1 protein-coding gene and 1 pseudogene are annotated in these 1,730 nt (G+C 41.3%); both read left to right on the forward strand.

What is annotated here, in order from left to right; translation table 11 throughout:
* Positions 1–548, forward strand: a pseudogene (locus tag HMPREF2954_RS04930) (hypothetical protein); the annotation flags it as partial.
* A 30-nt stretch (positions 549–578) separates the two neighbouring features.
* Positions 579–1,730, forward strand: a 1,152-nt coding sequence (locus tag HMPREF2954_RS04935) for a hypothetical protein (RefSeq protein ID WP_321178154.1), incomplete at its 3' end; no start/stop codon positions are given.

A 1,730-nucleotide genomic window follows, 5' to 3' on the forward strand; every position in this document is an offset into this window, starting at 1 on the left:
ATTCTACGGGAGCAGACTGCGTACGTCACGAAAAAGCCTGTAGCGTCTGGTTTGTCCCGCAGGATTACACTAACGAGCAATGGGATAGGATGTTTTTGGCGGAGAAAGACCCGATGGATGGGGCATTGCTGGCAAAATATCCCAAAAAGGAAATCAGACAGGAAAATGATTTGAGAAACTATTTGGAACAATATGACAATAAAGGTTTTACTTTGATTCTTAGAGGTCCCAGTAAGAACGGTGCCGATGTGTATGGTTCTGATTGCTGTACAGTTTTAAGTAAAAAAGAAGCTGAACCAATAATTAAAAAAGATGCTTTAATTACCTATTTGGAAGGAGCAGCAATTTTTCCAGGAAATGACATACCCCAAAATATCAATATTCAAAATTACGGAGTAGGTAATTTTTATTTTAAATTTACTGGTGTAGATCCTGGCCTGCATAGATGGAATGTAAATAAAGAGAGAACGTATCAACAATACGCTACAGAAATATTATTCATGAACAATTGCGGAGATGTTTTGTGGCAACCTTTTTATGCCAAATAACTTATCTTCTTAACGAGGAGCAACATTATCATGTCAGATAACCAAAAATCTTTAGCTGTATCCGATGTTACAGTAGATAGAATTTTATCCCAATATTTGTGGAACAGCCCGATACCACCCAAAAGAGAAGATATGGGAATATCGATAACATCAGCTAATCGTACACCAGTAAAAATTGACGCAACCGACTATATGAAAAATGGTGCAGGCAGATATGCCACGGCAGCAGATTTCAAGATGTTTGAGAATTTTTTTAAAACCTCGAATTTACCTGCAAGAAATACACCTTATTCTTTCGATGAGATTGGCAATAAAATCTATGGGGTAGAGAGATTTAACAGTTGGAAAAATGGTTTCTACAGTACGACTCCAGGAAAAGGTTTTACTGTCGCTGTTTCTCAATACGGAATCGACACTTCATCTTCAGACTACGTCGAACGTGCTTTTATCTTCGGTTCAACACAAGTAGTTGTTACACCTGATGATCTTAGAAAACTTCAATTCTTCGTCCGACCCGACGGCAGCCGAGAAATTCGCAACCTCAGAATCACGCCTAAAAACGACAACTTCGATTTCATCGGCGGTTCATCTTCTCAAGATGTTTCGGATAGGATGCAAAAATGGATGGTAGATACGGCAAACTCTGTGTTCAATTCCGTATTGGATCCGAAAAGGATAGGCAGGTCGGTCCCGCTCGTCTATACCGATACCGACAAACTGCCGTTTGTCAATATTACGGATAAGGACTTCAAAAAACTCCAGTCGGAGAAATCGAACCGAAAAATATCCGATACTCTGATAGAAGAAACAGGCATTCCTCTGCTTCTTCAAAGCAGAGGGTTAATCGACAAGCTGAAAAAATCACCAGCCTTATATGATAAAAGCCTGCTGGGGCGTTTGCGAGACATTGAGCAGAATGCCAACGAAATGTACCAAAAAACCCGTGACCTTATCAAAAAAGATCCGAATATGATGTCTTGGAACGAAAGGGATGAGCCGTATCAATACGCGCAGGCGGCAGGTGGCTTTTCCCCCGACGTGCAACCCCTGCACGAAAAAGCCAGAATCCTGCTTACCGAACTCAACCAAAGGGAAAATATCTACCAATCCCCTACGGAATTCGCCAACACAGCCGCCTTCATTACCGTCGCCATGCAAAAAGCGAAAATGACCGATGCCGAC

The sequence above is a fragment of the Neisseria sp. HMSC067H09 genome (assembly GCF_001814135.1).
Taxonomy (GTDB): domain Bacteria; phylum Pseudomonadota; class Gammaproteobacteria; order Burkholderiales; family Neisseriaceae; genus Neisseria.